Annotated in this window: 21 protein-coding genes and 1 tRNA gene; 19 read left to right on the forward strand and 3 right to left on the reverse strand. The window is 63.6% G+C overall.

Annotated elements, in window-relative coordinates; translation table 11 throughout:
* Window positions 1-44 precede the first annotated feature (44 nt).
* The 18 genes from IV098_RS12845 to IV098_RS12930 all read left to right on the forward strand — a co-directional run bounded on the left by IV098_RS12845 (window position 45) and on the right by IV098_RS12930 (window position 14,324).
* The gene (locus IV098_RS12845; protein WP_296889680.1) at window positions 45-776 is read left to right on the forward strand and encodes a YebC/PmpR family DNA-binding transcriptional regulator; all 732 of its coding nucleotides are present in this window, start codon (window positions 45-47) and stop codon (window positions 774-776) included.
* 8 nt (window positions 777-784) lie between these two features.
* A complete protein-coding gene (gene ruvC / locus IV098_RS12850; RefSeq protein WP_296889682.1) occupies window positions 785-1,300 on the forward strand; it encodes a crossover junction endodeoxyribonuclease RuvC in 516 nt (171 codons plus the stop codon).
* Complete coding sequence (locus tag IV098_RS12855; protein ID WP_296889684.1) at window positions 1,297-2,256, forward strand: prenyltransferase; 960 nt, start codon at window positions 1,297-1,299, stop codon at window positions 2,254-2,256. Before ruvC ends, IV098_RS12855 begins: the two co-directional genes overlap by 4 nt.
* A gap of 13 nt (window positions 2,257-2,269) precedes the next feature.
* A complete protein-coding gene (gene ruvA / locus IV098_RS12860; protein ID WP_296889686.1) occupies window positions 2,270-2,845 on the forward strand; it encodes a Holliday junction branch migration protein RuvA in 576 nt (191 codons plus the stop codon).
* Window position 2,846: 1 nt separating this feature from the next.
* On the forward strand, window positions 2,847-4,346 hold the full coding sequence (locus IV098_RS12865; protein ID WP_296889688.1) for a GGDEF domain-containing protein: 1,500 nt from the start codon (window positions 2,847-2,849) through the stop codon (window positions 4,344-4,346).
* 36 nt (window positions 4,347-4,382) lie between these two features.
* Window positions 4,383-5,408 carry a Holliday junction branch migration DNA helicase RuvB gene (ruvB, locus tag IV098_RS12870; protein WP_296889689.1) on the forward strand — a complete coding sequence of 342 codons (1,026 nt, stop codon included), beginning with the start codon at window positions 4,383-4,385 and terminating at the stop codon, window positions 5,406-5,408.
* Window positions 5,409-5,410: 2 nt separating this feature from the next.
* A complete protein-coding gene (gene ybgC / locus IV098_RS12875) occupies window positions 5,411-5,842 on the forward strand; it encodes a tol-pal system-associated acyl-CoA thioesterase (RefSeq protein WP_296889691.1) in 432 nt (143 codons plus the stop codon).
* Window positions 5,839-6,525, forward strand: a complete 687-nt coding sequence (gene tolQ, locus IV098_RS12880) for a protein TolQ (RefSeq protein ID WP_296889693.1) — start codon at window positions 5,839-5,841, stop codon at window positions 6,523-6,525. Before ybgC ends, tolQ begins: the two co-directional genes overlap by 4 nt.
* 6 nt (window positions 6,526-6,531) lie before the next feature.
* Window positions 6,532-6,942 carry a protein TolR gene (tolR, locus tag IV098_RS12885; RefSeq protein WP_296889695.1) on the forward strand — a complete coding sequence of 137 codons (411 nt, stop codon included), beginning with the start codon at window positions 6,532-6,534 and terminating at the stop codon, window positions 6,940-6,942.
* Window positions 6,939-7,808: a cell envelope integrity protein TolA gene (gene tolA / locus IV098_RS12890; RefSeq protein WP_296889697.1), complete on the forward strand. Its 870-nt coding sequence runs from the start codon at window positions 6,939-6,941 to the stop codon at window positions 7,806-7,808. Before tolR ends, tolA begins: the two co-directional genes overlap by 4 nt.
* Window positions 7,809-7,877: 69 nt before the next feature.
* Window positions 7,878-9,149, forward strand: coding sequence for a Tol-Pal system beta propeller repeat protein TolB (gene tolB, locus IV098_RS12895; protein WP_296889699.1), 1,272 nt, complete (start codon window positions 7,878-7,880; stop codon window positions 9,147-9,149).
* A gap of 57 nt (window positions 9,150-9,206) precedes the next feature.
* Window positions 9,207-9,785 carry a peptidoglycan-associated lipoprotein Pal gene (gene pal / locus IV098_RS12900; protein WP_296889701.1) on the forward strand — a complete coding sequence of 193 codons (579 nt, stop codon included), beginning with the start codon at window positions 9,207-9,209 and terminating at the stop codon, window positions 9,783-9,785.
* Between the two features lie 6 nt (window positions 9,786-9,791).
* Window positions 9,792-10,511, forward strand: coding sequence for a tol-pal system protein YbgF (gene ybgF / locus IV098_RS12905; protein ID WP_296889703.1), 720 nt, complete (start codon window positions 9,792-9,794; stop codon window positions 10,509-10,511).
* 2 nt (window positions 10,512-10,513) lie between these two features.
* Window positions 10,514-11,260 (forward strand): 7-carboxy-7-deazaguanine synthase QueE, encoded by a 747-nt coding sequence (gene queE, locus IV098_RS12910; RefSeq protein ID WP_296889705.1) that lies wholly within the window; start codon window positions 10,514-10,516, stop codon window positions 11,258-11,260.
* A gap of 14 nt (window positions 11,261-11,274) precedes the next feature.
* Window positions 11,275-11,952: a 7-cyano-7-deazaguanine synthase QueC gene (gene queC, locus IV098_RS12915; protein ID WP_296889707.1), complete on the forward strand. Its 678-nt coding sequence runs from the start codon at window positions 11,275-11,277 to the stop codon at window positions 11,950-11,952.
* Window positions 11,953-12,102: 150 nt separating this feature from the next.
* On the forward strand, window positions 12,103-13,284 hold the full coding sequence (locus IV098_RS12920) for a YeeE/YedE family protein (RefSeq protein WP_296889709.1): 1,182 nt from the start codon (window positions 12,103-12,105) through the stop codon (window positions 13,282-13,284).
* Window positions 13,285-13,427: 143 nt separating this feature from the next.
* A tRNA-Lys gene (locus IV098_RS12925) sits at window positions 13,428-13,503 on the forward strand.
* A gap of 365 nt (window positions 13,504-13,868) precedes the next feature.
* Window positions 13,869-14,324 carry a pilin gene (locus tag IV098_RS12930; protein WP_296889711.1) on the forward strand — a complete coding sequence of 152 codons (456 nt, stop codon included), beginning with the start codon at window positions 13,869-13,871 and terminating at the stop codon, window positions 14,322-14,324.
* A gap of 176 nt (window positions 14,325-14,500) precedes the next feature.
* Here IV098_RS12930 and IV098_RS12935 read toward each other — a convergent pair whose 3' ends face one another.
* The 3 genes from IV098_RS12935 to pdhA form a co-directional block, all read right to left on the reverse strand.
* Window positions 14,501-17,503, reverse strand: coding sequence for an FAD-dependent oxidoreductase (locus IV098_RS12935; RefSeq protein WP_296889713.1), 3,003 nt, complete (start codon window positions 17,501-17,503; stop codon window positions 14,501-14,503).
* 85 nt (window positions 17,504-17,588) lie between these two features.
* Complete coding sequence (locus tag IV098_RS12940; protein ID WP_296889715.1) at window positions 17,589-18,572, reverse strand: alpha-ketoacid dehydrogenase subunit beta; 984 nt, start codon at window positions 18,570-18,572, stop codon at window positions 17,589-17,591.
* 54 nt (window positions 18,573-18,626) lie between these two features.
* Window positions 18,627-19,628 (reverse strand): pyruvate dehydrogenase (acetyl-transferring) E1 component subunit alpha, encoded by a 1,002-nt coding sequence (gene pdhA / locus IV098_RS12945; RefSeq protein ID WP_296889717.1) that lies wholly within the window; start codon window positions 19,626-19,628, stop codon window positions 18,627-18,629.
* A gap of 113 nt (window positions 19,629-19,741) precedes the next feature.
* On the opposite strand from pdhA, the gene IV098_RS12950 reads away from it, so the two are divergent.
* Window positions 19,742-21,205, forward strand: coding sequence for a leucyl aminopeptidase family protein (locus tag IV098_RS12950; protein WP_296889719.1), 1,464 nt, complete (start codon window positions 19,742-19,744; stop codon window positions 21,203-21,205).
* Window positions 21,206-21,220: the final 15 nt, after the last annotated feature.

The raw sequence follows: 21,220 nt of genomic DNA on the forward strand, positions 1-21,220 counted from the left end.
GGCCACGGTGCTAAAATCTCCGATTATTTTGCGTTGGAATCAACATGGCAGGACATTCGAAATGGGCCAACATCCAGCACCGTAAAGGGCGTCAGGATGCCAAGCGCGGCAAGGTCTTCACCAAGCTTATCAAGGAAATCACCGTGGCGGCCAAGATGGGCGGCGGCGATCCGGCGATGAACCCGCGCCTGCGGCTGGCGATCGACAAGGCCAAGGCCGAGTCGATGCCGAAGGACAACATCGAAAACGCGGTCAAGCGCGGCAGCGGCCAGCTCGACGGCGTCAACTACGAAGAAGCGCGCTACGAAGGCTACGGCATCGGCGGCGTCGCGGTGATCGTCGACTGCCTCACCGACAATAAGACCCGCACCGTCGCCGACGTGCGCCACGCCTTCACCAAGCACGGCGGCAACATGGGCACCGACGGCTGCGTGGCATTCCAGTTCAAGCACTGCGGCCAGATCATCCTGGAGCCGGGCGCCAGCGAAGACACGGTGATGGAAGTCGCGCTCGATGCCGGTGCGGACGACATCATTCCCAACGAGGACGGCTCGATCGAAGTGCTGACTTCGCCCGATCCCAAGGCCTTCGAAATGGTGAAGGAGGCGCTGGAAAAAGCCGGGTTCAAACCGGCGGTGGCCGAGATCACCATGCGTGCCGAGGGCGAGACTGAACTCGCCGGTGACGACGCAGTGAAGATGCAGAAGATCCTCGACGCGCTGGAAGTGCTCGACGATGTGCAGGATGTCTACACCAACGCCGTGCTGCCGGAATAAACCGCATTTTGCGCATCCTCGGCATCGATCCTGGTTTGCGCATCACCGGCTTTGGCCTGATCGAACAGACCGGCCAGAAGCTGGCCTATGTCGCCAGCGGCGTCATCAAAAGCGGCGAGGGCGAATTGCCGCAACGGCTCGGCGTGCTGTTCGCCGGACTCAACGAGGTGATTGCCACCTGGCAGCCCGATACCTGCGCGGTGGAAATCGTCTTCGTCAACGTCAACCCGCAATCCACCTTGCTGCTTGGGCAGGCGCGCGGCGCCGCCATTTGCGCAGCGGTGTCGCAGCAGTTGCCGGTAGCGGAATACACTGCGCTGCAAATCAAGCAGGCGGTGGCCGGCCACGGAAAGGCGGCCAAGGAACAGGTGCAGGAAATGGTCAAGCGCCTGCTGAACCTGCCGGTGGCGCCCACCGCCGATGCCGCCGACGCGCTTGCTTGCGCCATCACTCACGCGCATGGGAGCCGCCTGGGGGTGCACTCGACAGCGGGTTACCGCGTGAAAGGCGGACGGTTGGTATGAACCCTGCCCTGGCATCACTCGAACCCTCGCGCGAACGCCTCGCCAACCCGTTTGTCCGCTATGTGCTGGCGACGCGTCCGGCTTTTCTCAGTATCACGCTGGCCGGCTGTCTGCTGGGCTTTGCCACGGCAGTCACGGGAGGCGCGGCGTTCGGCTGGGAACGCGCGCTGGTCACGCTGCTGCTGGCGCTGCTGGCGCACGCGGGCATCAATGTGCTCAACGATTATTGCGATCATCTGAACGGCACCGACGCGCGCAACACGCAGCGTATCTATCCCTTCACCGGCGGCAGCCGTTTCATTCAGAACGGCGTGCTGTCGCCGCGCCAGGTGCTGCTTTTTGCTGTCGCGCTGTTTGCCGCCACGATCGCCGGCGGGTTGTGGCTGCTGAGCGTAACGGGCGCGGGACTGTTCTGGATTGGGCTGGTTGGTCTCACCATTGGCTGGGCCTACTCGGCGCCGCCGCTGCAATTGAATAGCCGGGGGGTGGGCGAACTGTGCGTCGTAACCGGATTCCTGCTCGTCGTCGGTGGGGCGGATTATGCGCAGCGCGGCGCATGGGCACCGCTGCCCTGGCTGGCAGGCGCACCCTATGCGCTGCTGGTCGCCAATGTTCTCTACATCAACCAGTTTCCCGATCGTGAGGCCGACCGCGCCAGCGGCAAGCTGCATTGGGTGGCGCGGCTGCAACCGCAGGCCGCCGCCTGGGGTTATGGCCTGATTCTGCTGTTGGCAGCATGGGCGCTAGTGGGAGGTGTTCTGTCCGGCGCGCTGCCGCATGCGGCGATGGGCGTGCTGGTTGCCTGGATTCCCACCGTGCTGGCGTGGCGGCAGTTGCAGCGTTTTGCGGCGGTACCCGAACAGCTCGCCCTGGCCATCAAGCTGACCCTGCTTGCCGCGCATGCGCTGCCCTTGCTGCTTGCGGCTATCCTGTTGTTATCCGGAGATTTCCAATGATCGGTCGCACCCCATGATCGGACGTATTTGCGGCATTCTGGCCGCCAAGCAGCCGCCGCAAGTGCTGGTGGACGTGGGCGGCGTCGGCTACGAAATCGACGTGCCGATGAGCACCTTTTACAACCTACCCGCACTGGGCGAGAAAATCAGCCTGCTTACGCATCTGGCAATTCGTGAAGATGCGCATCTGCTGTATGGGTTTGCCAGTGAGATCGAGCGCACCGCGTTCCGCGAATTGCTGAAAGTCTCCGGCATCGGCGCGAAAACCGCGCTGTCGGTGTTGTCCGGCTTGAGCGTCAATGATCTGTCGGCAGCCATCGCCGCGCAGGAAATCGGCCGTATCGTCAAAGTCCCGGGCATCGGCAAGAAAACCGCCGAGCGTCTGTTGCTGGAACTCAAGGGGCGGCCGGTGTTTGCCGGTGCGATTGCCAGCGCTGCGCTGGCCGGGGTGTCGGACGACGTGCGCCAGGCTCTGCTGGCGCTGGGCTACAACGAACGCGAAACGACCGAAGCCTTGCGCGCGTTGCCGCCCGACCTGCCGGTGGGCGAGGCGATCCGCCAGGCCCTGCGCTCCTTGTCCCGGGCCTGACGTGAACGTACCCGCCATCCCGCCTTCACCACGTCCTGCTTCGCTGCGGCGCTATTTTGTCTGGCTGCTGCTGGGCGTGATCGGCCTCTTTGTCGGGGGCATGGCGCTGAGCGTGATGTTCAGCTTGCGGGCGAACGAAGCAGCCGAGATGCGTTTGCTGCGTCTGGAAGCCGAACAGGCGGCCGCCAGCGTGACCCGCGACTGGAATTATTACCAGGAAGTGGTGGACAACCTGGCACACGACCCCGAGTTGATCGATTTGATGCTGGTGGGGACGGACATGGAGAAGCAGGTATGGGCAAAGGCGCGCCAGCGTTTGCTCCCTGGTGTCCTGGGGCTGGCGCTGACGAGCCCGGCGGGCAAGATCTATGGCGATGCGGCCGCCCAGCGGGTGGGCCCCTTGTGTCTGCGTGAGTTGTCGAACACGCTCAATGGAGAACGCAATCAGGTGCTGGTCCATCGCGACAAGCCCGGTTACGAGCATGTCGACCTGCTGACGGAAGTGCGAAGCCCGGATGGCGAAATACTCGGCAAGATTTTTACGAGCGTGCGCATGGCGCAGCTGCAGCGCATCGTCGACGATTCGACCCGCCCGGGCGATGCCATCCGGCTGCTGGACTCGACCGGACAGGCCGTGGTCGGCAGTGGCGCCGTGTCAGGTGCGATGCGCGAGGTGCGGGTGCCGGTGCCGGCGATGGGCTGGAAGCTGGTGGCGCAGACGCCGATCCGTTTTGGCGGTTTTGGCGGATGGCTGCAAATTCTGGCGGGCATTCTTACCCTGGCGGGCGTGCTGGGCTTGCTCATCGTGACTGCGCTGCGGATGCGTCGTCCGGTGATGCAGGATATCGCGGCGGCGCAGGATGCACTGTCCTGCCTCACCCGCGACGAGAGCGTGCGGCCTATCGTGACGCGCTATGTGGAGTTCGCGCCGGTTGCTGAAAACATCAACCGTATCGCCCTGCATTTGAAGGAACAGCGCGATCAGCTGGAACACTTGAGCCTGACGGATTCCCTCACCGAGTTGCCCAATCGCCGTGCCTTTGAAATGGTTTTCGCGCAAGCCTTGGGCCTGGCCGAGCGGAACCAGGCGATAGCACTGGTGATGATCGATATCGATTACTTCAAGGGCGTCAACGACCACTATGGGCATGGTGTGGGCGACCAGGTATTGCTTGCGCTGGCGCAATCGCTGAAAGCACTGACCCGGCGTGCGGACATGGCTGCGCGGCTGGCGGGCGACGAATTTACCGTGCTGCTGTCCGGTCTCGATCCTGCCGGGGTGAATGCCTGGTACCAGCGTCTGGACGACCATTTCAAGGCGCGTCTGGGCGCGCTCGGCCTCGAATTGCAGACAGGCCTCAGCGCGGGCCAGACCTGGCTCGGCAGTGCCGGCGTCGATTCGATGAATGAAGCGCTGATACGCGCCGACCGCGCGCTGTATCGCGCCAAGGCGCTGGGGCGCGGACAGCTGGTACAGGAAGCCACGCTGCCCCCGGAGTAGAATCCCGCACTTGCCCGCTTTCAATTTCCCGGCGCCATGATCGAAACCGACCGTCTTATCGCTCCCGCCGCCGTCAGTCCCGTCGAAGAACAGATCGAGCGTGCGTTGCGGCCGCGCACGCTGGCCGAATACGTCGGCCAGGTGAAGGCGCGCGAGCAGCTCGAAATCTTCATCCATGCGGCGAAAAAGCGCAGCGAAGCCCTCGACCACGTGCTGCTGTTCGGCCCCCCGGGGCTGGGCAAGACCACGCTGGCGCACATCATCGCGCGCGAGATGGGCGTCAATCTGCGGCAGACCTCGGGGCCGGTGCTGGAGCGCGCCGGCGACCTCGCCGCCCTGCTGACCAATCTCGAGCCCAACGACGTGCTGTTCATCGACGAAATCCATCGCCTGAGTCCGGTGGTGGAAGAGGTGCTGTATCCGGCGCTGGAAGATTTCCAGATCGACATCATGATTGGCGAAGGCCCGGCGGCGCGCTCGGTCAAGCTCGATCTGCCGCCGTTCACCCTGGTCGGCGCCACCACCCGGGCGGGCATGCTCACCAACCCGCTGCGCGACCGCTTCGGCATCGTCGCGCGGCTGGAGTTTTATACGGCAGAAGAGCTGGGCTACATCGTCCACCGCTCGGCCGGCTTGCTGCAGATGAATCTGGAAGAAGCCGGCGCGCTGGAAATCGCGCGGCGCTCGCGCGGCACCCCGCGCATCGCCAACCGCCTGCTGCGGCGGGTGCGCGACTACGCCGAGGTCAAGGCCGACGGCCACGCCACCGGCGCGGTGGCCGATGCGGCGCTGGTGATGCTCGACGTCGACCGGGCCGGGCTCGACATGATGGACCGCAAGCTTCTGTCCGCGGTGGTCGAGAAATTCATGGGCGGCCCGGTCGGGCTGGATAACGTCGCGGCCGCCATCGGCGAGGAGCGCGACACCATCGAAGACGTGCTGGAGCCCTATCTGATCCAGCAGGGCTATCTGCAACGCACGCCGCGCGGCCGCATCGCCACGCCGCTGGCGTATCGCCATCTCGGCCTCGCGATGCCGTCCAGCGAGCCGGACCTGTTTTGAGCATGGCCGATTTGCGCCAGGTCGATTTGAGCAAGGGATTCAGCTGGCCCGTCCGCGTTTATTGGGAAGACACCGACGCCGGCGGCGTGGTGTATTACGCCAATTACCTCAGGTTCATGGAACGCGCCCGCTCGGAGTGGCTGCGTGCGCTGGGCTTCGAGCAGGACGTGTTGCGCGACACGCAGGGCGTGGCGTTCGTGGTGCGCCGGGTGGAAGTCGATTACCTGGCGCCGGCGCGCTTCAACGATGCGCTGGCGGTGTCGGTCGAGCTCAAGCGCATCGGCGGCGCCAGCCTGACTGTGGAACAAACCGTGGCGCGCGGCGTCACACCCCTGGTTGCCGCGCGGGTGACGCTGGCGTGCGTCGATGCGGCCCTTTTCAAACCCGTTAAAATTCCTGCGTCCATTCTGTCTGTCCTGGAACCTGTCACGTGAACCCCGAACTCAGTCAAGACCTGTCCTTGCTGCATCTCGTCTGGAATGCCTCGCTGCCGGTGCAGTTCGTCATGCTGCTGCTGCTCGGCGCCTCGCTGATGTCGTGGTGGGTGATTTTCATCAAGCTGTTCACGCTCAAACGTGCGCGTCAGCTGACCGACCAGTTCGAGCACGAATTCTGGGGCGGCAGCGATCTCAACGCGCTGTACCAGAGGATCTCCAGCGGGCGAGAAAGCGTGTGCGAAATGGGCCGTATCTTCGAGGCCGGATTTCGCGAGTTCCTCAAACTGCGCGGCCAGTCGGGGCAGTCGATCAATGTCATCCTCGACGGTACCCGCCGCGCCATGCGCGCCACCTATCAGCGCGAACTCGACAGCCTCGAATCGCATTTGTCGTTTCTCGCCACGGTCGGTTCGGTGTCGCCCTATGTCGGGCTGTTCGGCACCGTGTGGGGCATCATGATCGCGTTTGTGGGGCTGTCCAGCGTGGCGCAGGCGACGCTGGCGCAGGTGGCACCGGGCATCGCCGAAGCGCTGATCGCGACTGCGATGGGGCTGTTTGCCGCGATTCCGGCCGTGGTCGGCTACAACCGCTATACCCACGACATCGACCGCCTCGCAAACCGCATGGAAAGCTTCATGGAGGAGTTTTCCAACATCCTGCAACGGCAGGCGACGAAGTAACTCACCATGGCACGCGTTCGCAAGCAGGTCGCCCAGATCAACGTCGTGCCGATGATCGACGTGATGCTGGTTTTGCTGGTGATTTTCATGGTGACCGCGCCCTTCATCAACCCGGCCCAGGTCGAACTGCCGAGCGTGGGCAAGACCTCGCAGACGCCGGCGCAGCCACTCGAAGTCATCATCAAGGCATCCGGCGACTATCTGCTGAAAAACCGCGCCACCGGCGAAACCGAACGCGGCGTGACACAGCGAGAACTGGCCGCCGCCCTGGCCGAACTGCACCGCACTGCGCCGGACCAGCCGGTGGTGATCGCGGCGGACAAGAGCGTGCGCTACGAGGAAGTGATGCACACCATGACCCTGCTGCAGAAGGCGCAGATCACCCGCATCGGCCTGCTTGCGCGCCCGGCGCCATGAAGCCGGTACGGGAGGCCGCCCAGGTCCGGCGCGACAATCCGAAATGGGCTGCCGGCGCGCTGGCGTTCGGCGTGCATGCGGTGTTCGTGCTGTTGCTGGTGTTCGGCGTGTCGTGGCAAACCGAGCATCCCGCGCCGGTCATGGTGGACCTGTGGCAGAGCGTGCCCAGGGCGGAGTCACCGCCAGACGCGGTCAAACCGCCTGTTCGCACCGCGCCTGCGCCCGCGCCGAAACCTGCGCCCGCGCCCAAGCCGCAGGCAGATGAGCCGCCGCCCCCCAAAGCCCCCGATATCGCGCTGGAAAAGGAAAAGCAGCGCGCCGAGACGGCGCGGCTGAAAAAACTGAAGGCGATCCAGGCCGCCGAAGAGCAGGCGCGCAAAGAGGCCGCGCGGGCCGAGGCCGACGCATTGAAGCAGGTGCGCGACAAGCAGGCGGCCGAGCAGAAAAAGCAGGCCTTGCTGCGCCAGATGGAAGCCGACGAGCTCAAGCAAAGCATGGCGAACGAGTCCGCGGCGAATGCCGCCCGTGCGGCCAGACAAGCCGAAGCGCAGGCCGCCGGCGCGCGACAGGCTGCGCTGGCGCAAACCGTCGGCAGGTATCGCGATCTGATCAGGGCCACCGTGCGCGGCAACACCCGCCTGCCCGACAATCTGAAAGGCAATCCGCAGGTGCGTTGCCTGGTGAAACTGCTGCCCACTGGTGACGTCGTGAGCGTGCGGGTGACGCAATCGAGCGGCAATCCGGCGTATGACGCTGCGGTGGTGCGCGCGATCGAAAAGTCCTCGCCGTTGCCGCTGCCCGCCGAGCGCGAGGCGCGCGCAGCCTTCGTGCCGGAACTTTCCTTTAGCCATCGCCCTCAAGAGTGAGGCGGCCGTAGGGCCGGCCGCAGTCGGCTATACTCGGCCGACAGCTTTTTTACGTGAGATTCCTACCCCATGCTGCGTGCTGTTTTCCTGTTTCCCCTGTTTTTTCTGGCGCTGCTGAGTGCACCGTTCGCTGCGCGCGCGGCGATGGAAATCGAGGTGGTCGGTGGTGCGGCCAACCGGATTGCGATCGCGCTGCTGCCATTTTCTTCGGCACAGGGCCAGCCGGCGCCTGCGTTGCAGCAGATCGTCGGCGACGATCTCAAGCGCAGCGGCCAGTTCAGCCTGCTGGAGACGCAAGGCATGGCGCCGCCCGACCTTGCGCTTGTCAGCATCGGCGACTGGCGCAGCAAGGGCGCCGAGGCCGTCGTGGCGGGGCAGGTGACGGCTCTGCCCGGTGGCCGTTTCGAGGTGAAATTCCGCTTGCTCGACGCGGTGAAGCAGACGCAGCTGGTCGGTTACAGTTACACCATCACGGCGGGACAGTGGCGCGCCACCGCGCACCAGATCGCCGACATCATTTACGAAAAACTGACCGGCACGCGCGGTGCATTCGCCAGCCACATCGCCTACGTGCAGAAGCAGGGCAAGCGCTACGAACTGAAAGTGGCCGATGCCGACGGCCAGAATCCGCGCACCGTGGTGCGCTCTGGCGAGCCGCTGATTTCGCCGGCGTTTTCGCCCGATGGCGCGAGCCTGGTCTACGTGTCGTTCGAAGACAAAAAACCCGTCGTGTACGTGCAGTCGCTGCGCGAAGGCGGGCGCCGCAAAGCCGCTGCGTTCAAGGGCTCCAATTCGGCGCCGGCGTGGGCGCCCGACGGCAGGCGGCTGGCCGTGGTGCTGACCCGCGACCAGGCCTCGCAGATCTACCTGATCAACGTGGACGGCAGCGGCCTCACCCGGTTGACACGAGGCGGCAACATCGACACCGAGCCGGTATTTTCGCCGGACGGCCAGACCGTGTATTTCACCTCGGATCGCGGCGGCAGCCCGCAGATTTACCGGGTGGCGGCCAGCGGCGGCGAACCCAAACGCCTGAGCTTTGGCGGCAGCTACAATGTGTCCCCCACGCTCAGCCCGGATGGCCGCTATCTGGCCTATATTGGTCGGGACGGTGGACGCTTCCGGGTGGTGTTGCAGGATCTGGCGAATGGCCAGACCCGCGTACTGACCGACAGCGCGCGCGACGAGTCGCCGAGCTTCGCCCCGAATAGCCAGTCGGTGCTGTACGCAACCGTGCAGGGCGGCCGTGGCGTACTGGGTACCGTGAGCCTGGATGGAAAAACCCGTGCCCGCTTGTCCGAACCGGGTGTCGATGCGCGCGAGCCCGACTGGGGGCCGTAAATCGCATTGCATGACCGTATTTTGCTGTGCCCGCTTTTTGTTAATAGGAGAGATCGCATGAACAAGATTTTTGGTATTGCCCTGCTGGCCCTGACCCTTTCGGCGTGCAGCAGCACCGGAGATAAGGCGGCCGTCGAAGACCGAACCGGTGGCACGACCGGCACCGCGACCCAGGCCGGCGATGGCAAGTCTGCCGGCAATGGCACCGAGACCACCGGGCTGGGCGCTGAAGGAGTGAAGGGCAGCGCGATCGACGGCGGCAAGTATGCAGGAGATCCTCGCAAGGACCCGGCCAGCCCCCTGTCCAAACGCAGCGTTTACTTCGACTACGACAGCTTTGTGGTGAAAGATGAATACTCCCCGGCGCTTGAAGCGCATGCCGCCTATCTCGTGTCCAAGCGTGACGCACGTGTGGTGCTGCAGGGCAATACCGACGAGCGCGGCAGCCGTGAATACAACCTGGCGCTGGGGCAGAAACGGGCCGAAGCGGTACGCAAGGCGCTGAGCGTGCTGGGGGTGACGGAGGGGCAGCTGGAAGCGGTGAGCTTCGGCGAAGAAAAGCCGCGTGACGAGGCGGATAACGAAGCCGCCTACGCCGAGAACCGCCGTGTCGATGTGGTGTATGGCGACGAGTAAAGCGTGATGAAGCAGGTTTTTGGTTTGATTTTTGCGGCGCTGATTGGGCCGGCACAGGCGGCAGACACGGCAGAACTGGGGCGTCCGCCTGCGCTGGAAACAGCGGCGCAACCCAGCCAGAGCATGCTGGGCATGCTGAAGGAAATCGAGACGCTGAAGGCCGAGGTCGCCAAGCTGCGCGGCCTGACCGAAGTGCAGGCGCACCAGCTCGACACGCTGGACAAGCGACAAACCGATCTGTACACCGATCTTGACCAGCGGCTGAGCGAGCTAGCCAAAGCGGCCAAAGCTGCGCCGGTGGTCGCACCGGTTGCGCCGCCCGGGACGGTCGCCACGCCGGCGGCGGACACACAGGCCGAAACGGCTGCTTACGAAGCCGCGCTCAAGCTGTTCCGCGAAGACGACTACAAGGGCGCAATTGCCGATTTCAAGGCCTTCCTCAAGACCTGGCCCGACAGTGCCCTGGCGCCCAACGCGCAATACTGGATCGGGTATGCGTATTACGGCCTGAAGGATTACAAAACTTCGCTGGCCCATCAGCAAAAGCTGGTCGTGGCGTACCCCGCCAGCAACAAGGTGCCGGACGCCATGCTCAATATCGCCACCAATCAGGTCGCGCTGAACAAGCTGCCCGCCGCGCGCAAGACACTTGAGCAGCTGATCGCCAAATATCCCGGCACCCCCGCAGCGACTCAGGCGAGCAAACGGCTGGCTGCGCTCAAATAATCATGGTCGATGCGCTGACCCTTTCCCCGCAAGGGGCAGGCCGTAGTCCCCATGCCGATGGTTCCCTGAAGGACGCCGATCCGCTGCGTGCTGAGTCGCCTGCGGCCGCACTCACGCTTCGTGTCAGCGAGGTGTTCCTGTCGCTGCAGGGTGAAACCAGCCGTGCCGGTTTGCCGACGGTGTTCGTGCGCCTGACCGGGTGCCCGTTGCGCTGCCGCTGGTGCGATACGACCTACAGCTTTCAAGGCGGCGAAACCGTCACCTTGAATTCGTTGCTGGCGCGGATCGCGGAATTCGGCGTGCCGACCGTGTGCGTCACCGGCGGTGAACCGCTGGCGCAAAAGAATTGCCCTGCCTTGCTGAGCGGCCTGTGCGATGCCGGCTATTCCGTATCGCTGGAAACCAGCGGCGCGCTCGATGTGTCCGGCGTGGATCCGCGCGTGTCGCGCATCGTCGACATCAAGGCGCCAGGGTCCGGCGAAGAGGCGCGCAACCGCTGGGACAATCTGGCGCACCTGACGCCGCACGATGAAATCAAGTTTGTCCTGGCCAGCCGTGCCGATTACGACTGGGCGTGCGAGGTCCTGCACGCGCAGAAGCTGGCGCAGATCTGCCCGGTCTTGTTTTCCCCCGTGCAGGGCGAACTGCCGCCGGCAGAACTGGCCGACTGGGTGATCGCCGACCGCCTGCCGGTGCGCATGCAGGTGCAACTGCACAAAATCCTCTGGGGCAATACGCCCGGAAAATGAAACCTGTGATCACAATGAAACCTGCGGTCATTCTGTTATCGGGCGGACTGGATTCCGCCACCGTGCTGGCCATCGCGCGCGATGCCGGCTATGCCTGCCACACGCTCAGCCTCGATTACGGCCAGCGCCACAACGCCGAACTGGCCGCAGCGGCGCGTCTGGCCACGAGCCTGGGCGCGGTCGAGCACCGCGTGCTGCGGCTGGGTCTGGGCGATTTCGGCGGATCGGCGCTGACCGATGCCAGCATCGCCGTGCCCGAAACCCCCACCACCGGCATTCCGGTCACCTATGTGCCGGCGCGCAACACCGTGATGCTGTCGCTGGCCCTGGCGTGGACCGAGGTGCTGGGCGGGCGCGACATCTTCATCGGCGTCAACGCGGTGGATTATTCGGGCTACCCCGATTGCCGCCCCGAATTCATCGCCGCCTTCGAACACATGGCCAATCTCGCCACCCGGGCCGGGGTCGAAGGCGCCCAGCTACGCGTGCATGCGCCGCTGCAATATCTGTCCAAGGCCGACATCGTCCAGCGCGGCATTGCGCTGGGTGTGGACTACGCGCAAACCGTGAGCTGTTATCAGGCCGACCTTGACGGCCGGGCCTGCGGGCGTTGCGATGCCTGTCGCCTGCGGCGCGAGGGCTTCCGTGCCGCGGGCATCCCCGATCCGACGCGCTACGCGGCCGGCGCTTGAATCGCGCATTCAAGTAGGCTTGGTTGCGCCCAGCTGTTCAAATGGTATTTATTGGTCAGCCAGACTTGCGCGTAAACGCATTATGATTCGGCCACTTTACCGGGTGCCCGCAGCGGCCCTGCCTTTTCATTCCAGACGAGGAATAGACGCATGACCTATGCCGATTTCGCCAGTTCACAATCATTTTTGCTGTGGTCGACCTTCGCGATCGCCCTGGTCATGGGCGCGCTGGTCAACAAAACAAATTTCTGCACCATGGGGGCCGTGTCCGACTGGGTCAACATGGGCGACACCGGGCGCCTGCGCGCCTGGTTGCTGGCCATCGCGGTCGGCGTGCTCGGCGTGACGGGGCTCGAAGCGGCCGGCATGGTGAATCTCTCCGGCACCTTCCCGCCCTATCGCCAGACCAGCCTGCCCTGGCTGGAATACGTACTCGGGGGCCTGCTGTTCGGCATTGGCATGACGCTCGCCTCCGGTTGCGGCAACAAAACCCTGATTCGCATCGGCGGCGGCAATCTCAAATCGATCATGGTGTTGCTGGTCATCGCCGTGATCGCCTATTTCATGATCAACCCCTTCCCGGGCAGCGACAAGACCCTGTATTCCATGCTGTTCTATCCTTGGACCAACCCGACCGCCGTCGCGCTTTCCGGCAACCAGGACCTCGGCGCGATGCTGTTCGCCGACAATGTCGCCACCGGCCGCATGGTGGCCGGCGGCGTCATCGGCGGCCTGCTGTTGGTGTGGGTTTTCCTGTCGGCTGATTTCCGTGGCAGTTTCGACAACATCCTTGGCGGCCTCGTCGTCGGACTCGCAGTACTCGCCGCCTGGTATGTGAGCAGCAACGTCATGGTCGACGCCGACGGCGAAATCCTCTCGCTGCAGGCCTACGTTCAGGACTGGGAGCTCTACGCGCCCGCCGACGCCGTGCGACCCGCTGCCGCCGGCCCGCTTGCCGCGCAATCCTTCACCTTCATCAACCCCATGGGGCAAACCCTCGGCTACGCGGCCAGCGGTTTCGACCGCACCCTGCTGACCTTCGGCATCATGGCGCTGGCCGGCGTCGTCGCAGGCTCCCTGTTGTGGTCGCTGGTTTCGCGCAGCTTCCGCATCGAGTGGTTCGCCTCGGGCCGCGACTTCGTCAACCATCTGGTCGGCGCGACCCTCATGGGCTTCGGCGGCGTGCTGGCGATGGGCTGCACCATCGGCCAGGGCATTACCGGCTTTTCCACGCTGGCGCTCGGCTCCATCCTGACCTTCGTCGCGATCGTGGTCGGCAGCGCAGCCACCATGAAAGTGCAGTACATCCTGATGATGCGCGGCGAGGCTTGAGCTTGCCCGGCGGTTGACGGTCGATGCGGATGACGCCGTGCTTCAAAAAACCGTCATAAGCCTTTACCCGGACGCATCGATTCGGCTATAATTTCGCGCTTTCACGGATAGGGCTTCAGCCAGCAGGCTGCTGCAAAATCCACGGGTCGGTAGCTCAGCCGGTAGAGCAGCGGACTTTTAATCCGTTGGTCCCGAGTTCGAATCTCGGCCGACCCACCAAACAAAGTAAACGCCACGGGAGACCGTGGCGCTGTATTAAATGAAAAGCCACGGGAGACCGTGGCTTTTTGCTTTGGTGGGTAGAAAGGGCGTGCGAGTCCCGGCAGCCAAACAATCCTGACCAAATAAATAACTGACAAATTGCGGCACATCGTGACCTGAAGCGGCGGTGAAAATCCTGTTGCGCACGGCAGACTGATCGTGCGTTGCGCCAGTCTGGCAGCGCAACCCCCACGCTGCACAAGGCCTTCAGCGCGATTGGATGAATTTAATGCGGGTTTGCCTAAAGTTGGCACGGCTGCTGCACGTTAACGAGCCAGACACGGCGAACACGTGTTCATTCTCAACTTTTTAGGAGCATCAAAATGGAAATGAAAGTTATGGCACGTAAAGCTCAACAAGGCTTCACCCTGATCGAATTGATGATTGTGGTGGCGATTATTGGTATTTTGGCGGCGGTGGCGATTCCGGCATATCAGGACTATGTGGCCAAATCTAAATTTGCAGCAGCTTTGGCTGAAATAGCGCCAGGTAAGACAGGCTTCGACGTTGCTCTTAACGACAATTTGGCACCCTTACTCGTCAACCCGCCCGCAAACCCCGCAACTGATGCGTTTATTGGCGTTCAGGCAACCAATGCCAACACGACAGTTACTGTTACTGGCACAACGGAAATTGAGGGCACAATTGTTGGCGGTCCTGCTGGTGTTGCTGGAGAAACAATTACTTTGACACGTGACGCAAACACGGGAGCTTGGTCATGCGCATCGACAGTAGCGCAACGCCTTATTGGCCCAGTTAATGTTTGTGATGGTGCATAAGCAACATAGCAATAGGGGTCAGACCCGATTACGAAACGGCCACCTTTAGGTGGCCGTTTTTTTTTGGGGACTAAAGACAAAGAAAAAGAAAACCCACGCTAGCTCAAGTTGACCCTATTCACCAGAACCAACAAGGGCCGCAAATGCGGCCCTTGTTGGTTGGTGCATACGAAGGGTTACTTCTTCGCCGTCCGCCGCAGCCGGTTCAGCAGTCGCCGCGCCAGCTCGCCGAACAGTTCGGTCTGCGTGGGATGCGGGAAGATGGCCTTGGCAACCTGGTTCAGGGTCATTTCGCCGGCCACCATCATTACCGCCGTGCCGATCAGGGTGTCGGTATGGTCGGCGAGGAAGTGCACGCCGATGATGCGGCCGCTCGCTTTGTCGGCAACCAGTTTGATCATGCCGTCGGTTTCGCCGCTGATCATCGCCTTGGCGTCGATGCTCATGGGCATTTTGGCTTCCACCGCGTCGATGCCTTTGGCCTTGGCCTGCGCCACGCTCAAGCCGACGAAGCCGGCCTGCGGGCGCGAGAAGGTGACGCCGCAGTCCTTGTCCTGGTCGTAGGTGCTGGCGTGACCCAACAGGTTGCCAGCGGCAACGCGGCCCTGCGTGGCGGCGGTGTGCGCCAGCATGTAGCCGCCGATCACGTCGCCGACCGCATAGATGTGCGGCACGCTGGTCTGGCCGCGGGTGTTGACCTCGATCGCGGCGCCGTCGAGTTCGACGCCGGCCTTGTCGATGCCGAGCTTGCTGGTGTCGGGACGCTTGCCGGTGGCCATCAGCACAATGTCGCAGGCAAAGGTGTGCGCTTCGCCCGCCGCATTTTTATAAGCGACGCTCATGTTGCCCGGGGTGCCGCTCGCGCCGTCGATCGATGCACTGGTGACGACGGTGATTTCCTTTTCCAGCAGGCCGATCAGGGTTTTTCCGATCTCGTCTTCGATTTCGGCGAGGATGCGCTCGTTGCGCTCCAGCATGAGGATTTCGGTGCCGAAGTCGCGGAAGATCTGCGCCATCTCGACGCCGATGACGCCGCCGCCGATGATCGCCATTTTTCTGGGCGGAGCGGCGAGGTTCCAGATGGTGTCGGAGGTGACGACGCCGCCCGTCGCCAGGTTCTCGCGCGCGCCGGGAATCGGCGGCACGAAGGCGGGTGCGCCGGTGGCGATGACCGCTGCGCCGAAAGTGACGGTGTAGGGCTCGCCCTCGACCGGGGTGATCTTCAGGGTGTGGGCGTCGACGAACTCGCCGTAGCCTTCACGCACGTCGATCTTCATGCCCTTGTCGGCCTTGAGCGCCATTTCGCCGCGGCTGGTTTGCACCCAGCGGCGGTGCTTTTCCACCTGCGCCCAGTTGAGCGCAGGCGTCTGGGTGCCGTCGACGCCGATTTCAGCATCGTGGCTGCGGTTGCGGATGACGTCGGCCGCCGCGCGCCAGGCCTTGGAAGGAATGCAGCCGCGCCACAGGCATTCGCCGCCGGGGAAAGGCTCGTTGTTGACCATCATGACCTTGACGCCGTGGTCGGCCAGGTCGCGCGCGCAATCCTCGCCGCCGGGGCCGCCGCCGACGACGACGACCGGGAAGTCCCAGTTGCCTTCGGGGATCGGCGACACCGGTGCGCTGTGGGTGGCGGGGGCGGCCACGGACTCCGCCGCTGCGCCGCCCGCACCGAGCCAGGCGTCGGGCGCTTCGATGGTTTGCTTCAGGGCATTGAGATACAGCGCCACTTCGGCGCCGTTCAGCACGCGGTGGTCACAGGTCAGGGTGAACGGGGTGCCCTGCGGGCCATTCGCAGCAATCGCCAGAATCGCGGCGATGCCAGGCGTGGGGATGGCGGTGAAGTGCGACACGCCCATCATGCCCATGTTGGAAATGGTGAAGGTGGGGTTGGCGTATTCGGCCGGCGCGAGCTTGCGCACGCGGGCGCGTTCCACCAGTCCGGCCCAGTCGCCTTGCAGCGCGGCCAGGGATTTCTTTTCGATGCCGTGCAGGATGGGCACCACCAGGCCGCCGTCGTTCGAGGTGACGGCGACGCCGAAGTCGTGGTTGCTGCGCTCGACCAGTTTGTCGATCGGCTGGTACGCCCAGTTCATGCGGGGGAATTTCGCCATCGCTACCGAGCAGGCCTTGGCGATCGCCACCGTGACCGAGACCTTGTTGGCCTTGGCGGCCGCGGTCAGCGCGGCGGTGCTGATATTCATGGTGGCGTGGAAGGTCGGCAGCGTCAGCGAGGTGGTCATCGCGTGGCTGACGGCTTTTTCCATCGAAGTCATGGCGCGGCCCTGGCCGGGCACATCCACCTGCGGCAGCGAATGGGCGACGGCCTGCATCGACGGCCGTGCGCGGGCGACGTCGGCGGCAATGATCACGCCGGCCGGGCCACTGCCGGCCAGGCCGCTGAGGTCGACATTCAGTTGCGCCGCCACCTTGCGTGCATAGGGGCTGGCCTGACGGCCTTGCGGGCGCGCTACCGGCGCGGCGTTGCCGCTGGCGGCGATTTGCGCAGGGGTGGTTTTGGGTGTGGGAATGTGCGCCGGTTTGTCGGCTGCGTGCGGCGCGACCTGATGCGATTCCTTGACCTTGTGGTCGGCGCCGATGGTGACGCCGGTGTCGTTGGCCTTGGACGCGTCGTCGACAATGAAGCCCATCGGATGGCCGACTTCGACCACGCTGCCGACGTCGGCGATGGGGCCGGAGAGGAAGCCGTCCTGGAAGACTTCGACGTCCATGATGGCCTTGTCGGTCTCCACCGTGGCGACAATGTCACCGCGCTTGATGGCGTCGCCGGGCTGTTTTTCCCAGGTGACGACCACGCCTTCGTGCATGGTGTCCGACAGCTGCGGCATCACGATGGGCGTGCCGGCATGGTGCGGAATCATCTCGGTTTGCGCGAGTTCGGCCACCACTTCGCCGGCGGCAATCGCCATGTCGCCCGCCGTGTCGGTGATGTAGCCGAGCGCTGCGCCGACCGCAATGGTCGCGCCGATATCCGCCAGCGGGCCGGCCAGATAACCGGCCTTGAACACCTCGACATCCATGATGGCCTTGTCGGTCTCCACCGTGGCGACGATATCGCCGCGCTCGACGCGCTCGCCGGCTTGTTTTTCCCAGGTGACGACCACGCCCTCGGTCATGGTGTCCGAGAGTTGGGGCATCGTAATTGCGTAGTGTTGGGACATATTTAATTCCGTTAGGGGTTAGGGGTGAAGGGTGAGGCAGGTAACGACGCCAGCGAACTCTCCTGACGCCTTACCCCTTACTCAATCACGCCTTGCCGAACAGCTTCAGAACGGCTTTCACCACATCCTCGTGATCGGGGATCGCCGCTTTTTCCAGCGTGTGGTTGTATGGCTGGGGCACCAGCGCCGAGTGCACGCGCACCGGGGCGGCGTCGAGTTCGAAGAAGCATTCTTCGTTGATGATGGCGATAATTTCGGCGCCGACGCCCACCGGCGCTTCGTCTTCTTCGGCGATGACGGCACGGTGGGTCTTGCTGACCGACTGCTTGATGCCGGCGCGATCCAGCGGCGACAGCGAATAGAGATCGATGACTTCAGCCGAGATGCCGTACTGCTTGTCGAGGATTTCGGCGGCTTTCAGGCACCAGTGCACCGAGATGTTGTAGCCGAACAGGGTGACGTCGGTGCCGGAACGTGCGATATCGGAGCCTTCCAGCGGGTGGAAGTATTCGCTGTCGGGCACTTCGCCCTTCATGTTGTACATCAGCTCGTGTTCGTTGATGAACACCGGATCGTTGCTGCGGATCGCCGACTTCAGCAGACCGTAGGCCTGTTTGGGGTTGGACGGCGTGACCACGCGCAAGCCGGCGATGCCCATGAACACTTTTTCCATCCGTGCCGAGTGCTGCGCGCCGAGCTGGTGTGCCGCGCCGCCGGCCGAGCGGAATACGCACGGGGCTTCGAGCTGGCCGCCCGACATGTAGCGGATCTTGGCGGCGGAGTTGAACATCTGGTCCATCGCCAGCCAGGCGAAGTTGACCGACATGATTTCAACAACGGGACGTACGCCGAGGAACGATGCGCCGATTGCGAGGCCGGTGAAACCGCCCTCGGAAATCGGGGTGTCCATCACCCGCAGCGGGCCGTATTTTTCGTACAAACCTTTGGTCGCCTTGTAGGTGCCACCGGCCACGCCGATGTCTTCGCCCATACAGATGACCAGCGGGTCGCGTGCCATTTCTTCGTCGTGAGCGCGCTGGATCGCTTCCCACAGCATGATTTGAGCCATTTTGTTTCCTTTAATTCGAGTGTCGCGTCAGCGCCGGGATTGAACAGTCCGCACTCAGGCGGCTTGGCCGGTAAGCCATTGCTGCTGGCTTGCCCGGTCGGCGAGAACGTATTTTTCGAGGTCTTCGACGCGCGGTTCAGGCGATTCTTCGGAGAACTTGATGACTTCGTTTTCGATGTAGGCGTCGGTTTCCTTTTCCAGCGCCTCGTAGGCTTCCATGGTCAGCTCGCCGGCTGCAATCAGGCGGTCGCGCAGGATGAAGATGGGGTCGCGCTGCTTCCACAGCTCTTCTTCCTCGCGCGTACGGTAGCCGCGCGAATCCGACATCGAGTGGCCGCGATAGCGGTAGGTCATCAGTTCGAGGAAGTAGGGGCCCTTGCCCGAGCGGACGTGGTCGACCGCCTTGCGGGCGTGTTCGTAGACGACTTCGACATCCTGGCCGTCGCACTCGGAGGCCTCGATGTTGTAGGCCGCCACGCGCTTGTGCTGGTGGACCACGGCGGTGGAACGCTCGATCGAAGTGCCGATGCCGTAACGGTTGTTTTCGCAGACGAACAGCACCGGCAGGTTCCACAGCGCAGCCATGTTGAGCGTTTCGTGGAACACGCCCTGGTTGTTGGCCGCATCGCCGAGGAAGCAGATGGCGATTTCGTCGCCGCCCTTCAGCTGGATTGCCTTGGCGATGCCGGCGGCCAACGGGAAGGGGCCGCCGACCAGCGCATAGCCCCCCATGAAACGGTGCGCCGCATCGAAGATGTGCATCGAGCCGCCGCGGCCCTTGGAGGAACCGGTTTCCTTGCCATACAGCTCGGCCATCACTTCTTTCGGGTCGGAGCCGCACTTGATCGCGTGGACGTGATCGCGGTAGCCGGTGATCACGTAATCGTGGCCGGGACGGGCGGCTTCCATCACGCCATTGCAGCACGCTTCCTGGCCGGGATAGAGGTGGAGAAAGCCGCCAATTTTGCGTTCGATATAGGCCTGGTAGCAGCGCTCTTCAAAACGGCGATGCAATACCATTTCGCGTAAGACGCGTTTCTTGTCTTCGATCTTCATTCGGTTACCCTTGGAGGATTGGGGCGGAAAATGCGCTGGAAAAACAGCAAACTCTTAAATTATCCCGTAAAGCCCGCCTGCCATCAAGAAAATGCCACCCACAAGGAAGACTCATGCTGCCCAAACTTGCTGTTAACAAACAGGAAATCACCGAGAAATCGCTGCATGCAGCGGGCCATGCCTTGCTGTTGCTGCCGGTGTCGAAAACCTTCCCCGAGGTGCCGGGCTGGCTTGAGCTCAAGGCGGCGTTGAAACGGCGTGACCTGAAACTGGATGCCCTGGCCAAATCGCCGGTGGCGGTGCAGCTGCCCGGCGGCACGCTGGCGGTCTATGCCATGCTGAAACCGGATGCGAGCACCTTCGAGGCGCACGAACTGGTGCGCAAGGGTCTGGCACTGCTGCTGGGCGAACACCCCAAAGCGCTGACGCTGGCCGTGTTTGGCGAGGCCGAATTCAGGGCGCGCGCGGCCGATGCAGCAGTCTATGCGGCGCTGGTCAACGCGGTGCAGCTGCCGTCAAGAAAGTCCAAGTCCGACGCCACGCTGAAATCCGTGCAGGTGTTCGGTGAACAATCCGCCGACGGCTTCGCCCGCGTCAAAGCGCTGGCCGAAGGCAACAGCCTCACCCGCAGCCTCACCGTACAGGGGCCGGATGAGCTGACCCCGGGGATTTACCGCAAGCGTATCAAGGCGCTGGCCAAGGAATATGGCTGGACGGTCGAGGAATACGGTTTCGACAAGCTGAAGAAAATGGGCGCCGGCGCGTTCTGCGCCGTGGCACAAGGCTCACCTGCCAAAGATGCCGCCATTGTGCGCATCAGCTATCGGGGTAAAGCGGGCAAGACCGGCAAGGCCCAGCCGGTTGCGTTTGTGGGCAAGGGCATCTGCTTCGACACCGGCGGCCACAACCTCAAGCCCGCCAAGTACATGCAGGGCATGCACGAGGACATGAACGGCTCGGCCGTGGTGCTCGGCATCCTCGCCGCCGCTTCGCGGCTGAAATTGCCGGTCGCGCTGGATGGCTGGGTGGCGCTCGCCGAGAACCACATCAGCCCCGAGGCCTATCGCCAGAACGAAGTGGTCAAAGCGCTCAACGGCACCACCATCGAAATCGTCCACACCGATGCCGAAGGCCGCATGGTGCTGGCCGATACGCTGACCCTGGCCGCGCGCGCCAAACCGCGCCTGATCGCCGATTTCGCGACCCTGACCGGCTCGATGCATTACGCCCTCGGCAGCCGCATGTCGGGCGTGTTCGCCACTTCCAGCGCGCTGGCGCACCAGGCCTCGCGCGCCGCCATCGCCAGCGGCGAACGCATCGTCGTGTTCCCCTATCCCGAGGATTACGACAGCGCCCTCGATTCGACCGTGGCCGACGTCAAGCAATGCAGCATGGAAGGCGAGGCCGACCACATCCTCGCCACGCGTTTCCTGTCGCGCTTCGTCGGCGACACGCCGTGGCTGCACATGGACCTGTCGGGTCACAACTGCAAAGGCGGACTGGGCGCCGTGATGAGCGATGCCAACGGGTTTGGCGTGGCGTGGGGAATCGCGCTGCTGGATGGCTTGCAGCCTTAACCTCTGGCCATCAAG

The sequence above is a fragment of the Thiobacillus sp. genome (genome assembly GCF_018780105.1).
Lineage (GTDB): Bacteria > Pseudomonadota > Gammaproteobacteria > Burkholderiales > Thiobacillaceae > Thiobacillus.